The sequence below is a fragment of the Candidatus Neomarinimicrobiota bacterium genome (assembly GCA_041862535.1).
GTDB lineage: Bacteria > Fidelibacterota > Marinisomatia > SCGC-AAA003-L08 > TS1B11.
This window is the reverse complement of sequence record JBGVTM010000139.1, coordinates 1-6,367: the sequence shown is the minus strand read 5'-3', so window position 1 is coordinate 6,367 and position 6,367 is coordinate 1. Positions and strand designations below refer to the sequence as shown.

General features: G+C 54.4%; 7 protein-coding genes and 1 tRNA gene. All 8 read left to right on the top strand.

Annotated elements, in window-relative coordinates; translation table 11 throughout:
* Positions 1–439, top strand: a 439-nt coding sequence (locus ACETWG_05275) for an Asp-tRNA(Asn)/Glu-tRNA(Gln) amidotransferase GatCAB subunit B (protein MFB0515999.1), incomplete at its 5' end; no start/stop codon positions are given.
* 154 nt (positions 440–593) lie between these two features.
* Entirely contained in the window at positions 594–1,091 is a 498-nt protein-coding gene (locus ACETWG_05270) for a hypothetical protein (GenBank protein MFB0515998.1), read from the top strand.
* Between the two features lie 256 nt (positions 1,092–1,347).
* Positions 1,348–2,250 carry a M23 family metallopeptidase gene (locus ACETWG_05265; protein ID MFB0515997.1) on the top strand — a complete coding sequence of 301 codons (903 nt, stop codon included), beginning with the start codon at positions 1,348–1,350 and terminating at the stop codon, positions 2,248–2,250.
* Between the two features lie 97 nt (positions 2,251–2,347).
* On the top strand, positions 2,348–3,676 hold the full coding sequence (miaB, locus tag ACETWG_05260) for a tRNA (N6-isopentenyl adenosine(37)-C2)-methylthiotransferase MiaB (GenBank protein MFB0515996.1): 1,329 nt from the start codon (positions 2,348–2,350) through the stop codon (positions 3,674–3,676).
* Positions 3,663–4,031, top strand: a complete 369-nt coding sequence (locus ACETWG_05255) for a lipopolysaccharide assembly protein LapA domain-containing protein (protein MFB0515995.1) — start codon at positions 3,663–3,665, stop codon at positions 4,029–4,031. Before miaB ends, ACETWG_05255 begins: the two co-directional genes overlap by 14 nt.
* A gap of 83 nt (positions 4,032–4,114) precedes the next feature.
* Positions 4,115–5,272 (top strand): tetratricopeptide repeat protein, encoded by a 1,158-nt coding sequence (locus ACETWG_05250; protein MFB0515994.1) that lies wholly within the window; start codon positions 4,115–4,117, stop codon positions 5,270–5,272.
* Positions 5,247–6,110, top strand: a complete 864-nt coding sequence (locus ACETWG_05245; protein ID MFB0515993.1) for an SPOR domain-containing protein — start codon at positions 5,247–5,249, stop codon at positions 6,108–6,110. Before ACETWG_05250 ends, ACETWG_05245 begins: the two co-directional genes overlap by 26 nt.
* Positions 6,111–6,114: 4 nt before the next feature.
* Positions 6,115–6,206: transfer RNA gene (locus tag ACETWG_05240), tRNA-Sec, on the top strand.
* The last annotated feature ends 161 nt before the right edge of the window (positions 6,207–6,367 follow it).

The following is a 6,367-nucleotide window of genomic DNA, read 5'->3' as shown; positions in this document are numbered from 1 at the left end:
GGTGAAAGCGGGCGTATCGCCCCTGGATGCCGCCCAGTGGTTGTTGGGGGAAGTGTTGCGGGTTTTGAAGGAGGAGCACCAGGAGATCGGCGAGTTTTCTATGGAGCCGGCGGCTCTGGCGGGGCTGATTAAGCTGGGCTCCGCCGGGACCATTAACCGGAACACAGCCAAAAACGTCTTTGATAAGATGCTCCAGGAGGGGCTTTCGGCCGCGGCCATTATAGAGCGGGATCAGCTGGCCCAGGTCAGCGATACCGCTGCTCTGGAAGAGACTGTGCGCCAGGTCATCGCGGGACTGCCTGCCGAGCTGGAACGCTACCGGAAGGGCGAGGCCAGGCTGTTCGGCTTTTTTATGGGCCAGGTGATGCGGGCCACTCAAGGCAAGGGGGATCCCAAGGTGGTACGCAACCTCCTTCAGCGCGTGCTGGATGAGGACTGATTCCGCTGCCAACGGCTGTGCTGGAAAGACTTGCAGAGCGGATCAGAGCTCTGCGATAAACTGCCTTAAGCGAGGCCAGCTATGATTGTCGTTGCTAAAACCCCCTGGTTCCGATATATTAATTTATGCCTAAACATAGGAAGGATTAGCTAAGATGAATGCGAGCCGTGACAATCTGGGTGAACAAATTAAAATTTGGACCAGCAAGTTTGCCGAAAAGGTCGGGATCATCACCAAAGCGGCAGCCACCAAGGCTGAGGAATTGAGCAAGGTCGGCAAGCTGAAGATGGATATTTACCAGCTCCAACGGGAGCGCAACCGACTTTATGCCGAGCTGGGTAAAATCGCCTATAAGACCCTGGAGGGTAAAGGCGAGGTGCTGGAGAACCAGTCCGGGGTAGTGGATTTGCGCCAGCGGATTGCCGGGATCACCAAGCAAATGGAGGAAAAGGAACGGGAGATCGAGCAGGCCTCTCGTGTGGAGGAACCTGTTAGTGAAGAGGCTCCTGTTGAGGCAAAAACCGCTGCAGAGGGTGAGGCTCCGAAGGCGAAGCCTGCTGCTGCCACTGCGGGAAGCGGTAAGAAGGAGAAAGCGGCTACTACGAAAGAGACCGGGGCCAAAAAGACCGCCAAGCAGTCTGGCGCTGACTGATTCATTGCCCGGTTCCGGTCCAGGTGAGCAGGCGATTGGCACCTTGCCCAGGACCTGAGGCGGGAACCTATCACTGAAGGTTTGGCCTGGTAAACCAGGGGAAAAAGTCTGGGCGAGTTGAGACCTAAATCACATACCTATATTATGGTGGTGTAAGTGGCATAGGTTTCTATTGCATAAAACGGCAATAAAGGCTAAAATATATATAAGTATGCCGGATTGGATCACAAGAGGGCGAAAAAGATTTCCGCCGATTGTGCTGCATAACCTGAAGTTTCTGATCCTCCGAGAAGGGCGTTCAGGGCTACGGCAGTATGAGATATCAGGCCGCGCTGCTTTATGGGGACTGATCGGTTTATTAATCCTCACCCCAATTCTCTTCTACCTCGGTTCCCATTTGCTTCTGGAAACGGCGTATTCCCATCGGGTTGCGAAGCTACGTAAGGACAACGAGGACCTCCTGCTTTTAGTGGAGCAATTTGGGAATCGCATCGAGACTATGCAGCAGGAGATAGAAATGTTGTCGGAGATAGACAAGGATCTCCGCGCGCATGCCAACCTGCCTGAAATCCCGGCTGAGATTCGCCAAGTAGGTATCGGCGGTAGCATGGTCGAGGTCAAGACGGACATGGATTATCTGCTACCTGCGAAGGATGTATCTTTAGCCCAGATCACCGAGCGGCTTGACGCCCTTTCCCGTAGCACCAAGCTGGAACGGATCAGCTACGCCGGGATCCGGGACTCACTGAAAAACGATTTCAGGCGCCTCAAGGTCACCCCTTCCATAAAGCCAATATCAACCGGGGTATTCAGCAGCGGGTTCGGATTGCGGCGGCACCCCATTAACCAGAAATATATCTTTCATCGGGGACAGGATATCAAGGTGCCCATCGGCACCCCGGTCCATGCCACAGCCGATGGGCGGGTGGTTGCAGCCAGATGGGATTATAACCTGGGACTGTATGTGAAGATCGACCACGGCAACGGCATCCACACCCTTTACGGTCACCTGCGGACTATTGGCGTTGATGAAGGCCAGCGGGTACGGCGGGGTGAGAAGATAGGACAGTCCGGTAATACCGGCCGCTCAACGGCACCGCACCTGCATTACGAGGTGCGCCTGTACAACCAACCCCAGAATCCGATTAACTTCTTCTAAGCCGCAGGCATATTCTCCGCGACGGGCAGACCGGGGGAAAATTCTACGCCCCCACCGGCCATCGTTGTAACTTACGAGGTAATGTTTTAGTCTGGAGATGCGTTACTATATCGAGACATACGGCTGTCAAATGAATGTGGCCGATTCCGAACTGGTAGCCGGTCTGTTGGAAAGGTCCGGGTACCAACGGGCCAGGCGGTTGGATGAGGCCCAGATTATCCTCATCAACACCTGTGCCATCAGGGAAAAAGCGGAAGAGACCGTCCATCATCGACTGGATCAGCTGGCCTATCTGAAGGGAAATGATCCGTCCCTCCTGATCGGTGTACTTGGCTGCATGGCCAAGAATTTGGCTGACGGCCTTCTGACGTCTAAACCTTACGTTGATATGGTCCTGGGGCCGGATAGTTACCGGCGGTTGCCGGAGCTTCTCCGTCAGCGGGAAGCCGAGCAGGACCACATTGTGGATACCCGGCTGTCCCGCTTCGAGGTATATGAAGACCTGTTTCCATCGCGGCCGGAAGGCGTGAATGCATGGATATCGATTATGCGCGGCTGTGACAAGTTCTGTAGCTTCTGTGTGGTGCCCTTCGCCCGGGGTCGCGAGCGGAGCCGTTCTGTGGCGAGTATTGTAGCGGAGGTGGAAACGGCGGTTCATCAGGGATTCGTTGAGGTAACCTTGTTAGGCCAAAATGTAAATTCCTATCGCTATGATGACGCCGGTTTTCCTGATCTGCTGGCGGCGGTGGCGGCAGTGCCGGCTCTGCGGCGTATCCGCTATACCTCACCGCATCCTTCGGATGTTGATGATCGTCTCTTGGAGGTAATGGCCACCCATGATAACATATGCAAGTCAATCCACTTGCCGGTGCAAGCCGCTGCTGAGCGCATCCTCCAGCGCATGAATCGAACCTACACCAAGGCTGAATACCTCCGGCTGGTGGAGCAGATAAGAGCCGTCATGCCGATGTGTACTCTCAGTACTGATATCATTGTCGGCTTCCCGGGTGAAACGGAAGCTGAATTTCAGGAAACCCTGCAGGTGGTCGAGGAAGTGGGATTCGATTCGGCGTTTACCTTCAAGTATTCCCGCCGGCCAGGCACCAAGGCCGCGGAGTACGCAGACCAGTTACCTGAAGCGGTGAAACAGGATCGGCTGGAACGGCTCATAGCCCTGCAGAAGATGATCACCCTCATGCGGAACCAGGCCTACGTGGGACGGACGGTAGAGGTGTTGGTGGAGAAGGAAAGCAAGAAGTCCTCAGCCCAATGGGCGGGGCGAACCGATGGCAATAAATGGGTGATATTTGATAAGGGGAAAGCCCTGGTCAAAGATTTTGTGCGTGTCCATATTGATAGCACGCACGGCGTGGCGCTTAAAGGTCGTATCATAACCTCGGTGGAGGAATCTCATGCGGTTGCTTAAGATATTCATAGGATTGCTTATCGTTCTGGCCCTGGCGATTTTCCTCAGCAGCAACTCCGACCAGTATTCAACCATCTGGCTATTTCCGGGCAAGACTCTGCCGGATATAAACCTGGCCTACATATTAGTTACTACCCTGGCCTTAGGGATTGTGCTGGGCTTTGGCATCGGATTGGTGCAGATCGTAAGCCAGCACCAGGCAATCAGGGAACAAAACCGACAGCTAAAAAAGTTGCGCACCGAGCTCAATAACTTGAGGCACTCGGCCCTGGATGAGGACATTTTTAAGGGCGAGCGGGAGAGCGCGGCGGCTGCGAAACAGGCCGCATCATCCGCAGATGAGCAACCTGCTTAATGGGAGCCGTAGTCAATTATGTTGAGATTTGTCTGGTTATCGCGGATACAGATATCCCGGTTCTGTGAGGAGTGGCAGTAGTAATGCGTGCCCAAGCCCGACGCAAGCGTGATGTTCAACGACTGTACACGGAGGGCCTTGATCACCTGCTGCGGAACAATCTCAAGCAGGCCTACCAATGTTTCAAAGGGGTTATTGATCGGGATACGGACTATATTGCGGCCTACCTGAAGCTGGGTCAGGTGATGCGTCGGGGCGGGGCCGCTGACCGCGCCCATAAACTTCATGAAAGCCTGCTGGCCAGGCCTGACCTCACCACTTATGAACAGGTGGAGTTGTTGAAGGAGCTGGCGCTGGATTACACTGAGCTTAACCAGCATGAGCAGGCGGTGGAGCGGGCCCTGGAGATTCTCAAGCTGGAAAAACGCAATGCTTGGGCTCTGCGCCAGCTGGTAAAGTCTTATCGCTACTTGAGGGATTGGGAGGCAGCTGGAAAGTATCTGTCTCAGTGGCAGAAAGTTACCAACCAGGAAGATCCCCGCCTTCAGGCTCTGTGCCGCTTCCGCCAGGGATACGACCGGCGTCATGAAGATTCTCTGGAGACGGTCCGCAGCCACTACCAGCAGGCGCTTAAAATTGACGAGAAGTTCGCCCCAGCACTCTATTTCATGGCGGAGTCTTATGCTGATGGAGCCCTGTCATACCGAAAGGAGCTGGCGGCGGCCGAAACCTCAGAGGACAAAAAGACAACCCGGCAGCAGCAGCTGGAAGAGAAGATAGCCAAGCTTTATTCCCAGGCGGTGGCCTACTGGTCTGCATTTGTGGAGGTGTCGCCCGCGGATACCGCTCTGGTACTGCCAATGGTCGAAGAGGCTTTATTTTATCTGCAGCAATTCGATAATATCGAACCGTTCCTAAAGCGGGTTTTAGAAAAGGATCCCGATAACCTGGATGGCGTGGCCGGGTTAGCTAATTTTTACGTGCGAAAAGGTGATCTGGATAGAGCGCAAGAACTGCTAGGTACCATCCCGGGAAATGCCGTTGGCAGTCCCTTGATACGCGCCATTCAGCTTAAACTCAATTACCGTCGGCGAGCCGACCAGAACCTCCTGCCGGAATTAGATCGGCTCATAGACTCCATCCGCCTTGAGGCAAAGACCCAGATTGGCCGCCGGGATGCCCGTGCCTCACTCATGAGCTGGTTAGACCCTAGCAGTGATCCGCTGGAAAAACTGGAGTAATCCCCGGCTCACCGTCTATGTTGCCCTGCTGGTTTGTACTCCCGCGCTGGGCCAAGACCTCGATTATTATTTTGACCTGGCCTACCAGGGGAAGGTGGAGGAAGTCGCCGAAGCCCTGCCGCAACTGTATCGACAGCATCCGAATGATGGGAGTATCCTGTATCTGGAAGGGCTTATCACACAGGATGGCGACACCGCTTTCGAGATGTTCAAGCGAGTGGCGCAACTCTATCCGACCAGTCCCTACGCCGATGATGCCTTGCTCAAAATCGGCGAATATCTCTATGCCCGGGGACTATATACCCAGGCTGCTCACTATTTGAAGCGCATTCCAGTCCACTACCCGCGTTCGGAGCTGGTTTATCCGAGTATTCGTCTGTTCCTAAATGCCCTTCTAGTGTCTGGTGACCGTGATACGGCTCTCTTCTATGCGCAAGTGTTTTCCCGTAAGTATCCGGAAATAGAATTTGACCTGGAAACAGGAAAAGCCTCGGGTCCCCCGGAAGATTTTCCCGCTGTTACCGATAGGAGTCCCACGGGCGGAGATAAGGCAGGGGAGGTTTCGTCCGGTGTAAGTCGACCCTCTACACTGCCTGCCTACCAGACGGCTTTCCAGTTACAAGCTGGGGCCTTTAGTGTAAAAAGGAATGCCGAACGACAAAAAGCCCTGCTGGAGTCATTAAATTATAGGGTTAGAATTGTTCTCAGCCGCAGGGATGACAGCACTCTGCACCTAGTCATGGTGGAAGGGTTTAAGTCCCGTGAGGAGGCTGAGCTGGCGGGGAAGCTCCTGAAAGAGAAATACGGAATAGACTCTCTCGTACTCCCCGGCCAATAGCCACGGAAGCGTATGCGTTCCGGTGGGCGCCGCAGTCTTCAAAACTGTCGATCCCGAAGTTTCGGGATGGTCGGTTCGACTCCGACACGTTTCCGCACATGATAAGAACCGTATTTTGTACTGTTGTGTTGACGGTGCTATTGTCAGCCCAGTCACCGCAGCTGTTCTGTGATGGGTACAGCTGGCGGGAAATGGATCGTCTGACTCAGGAGTACCCTGAGTTCAGGCTACCTATGAAACGGGCTTATGTCCGGGGG

Coding starts and splice junctions, on each gene's coding strand:
- ACETWG_05270 (MFB0515998.1), top strand. CDS start 594: ATGAATGCGAGCCGTGACAATCTGGGTGAACAAATTAAAATTTGGACC.
- miaB (MFB0515996.1), top strand. CDS start 2,348: ATGCGTTACTATATCGAGACATACGGCTGTCAAATGAATGTGGCCGAT.
- ACETWG_05255 (MFB0515995.1), top strand. CDS start 3,663: ATGCGGTTGCTTAAGATATTCATAGGATTGCTTATCGTTCTGGCCCTG.
- ACETWG_05250 (MFB0515994.1), top strand. CDS start 4,115: ATGCGTGCCCAAGCCCGACGCAAGCGTGATGTTCAACGACTGTACACG.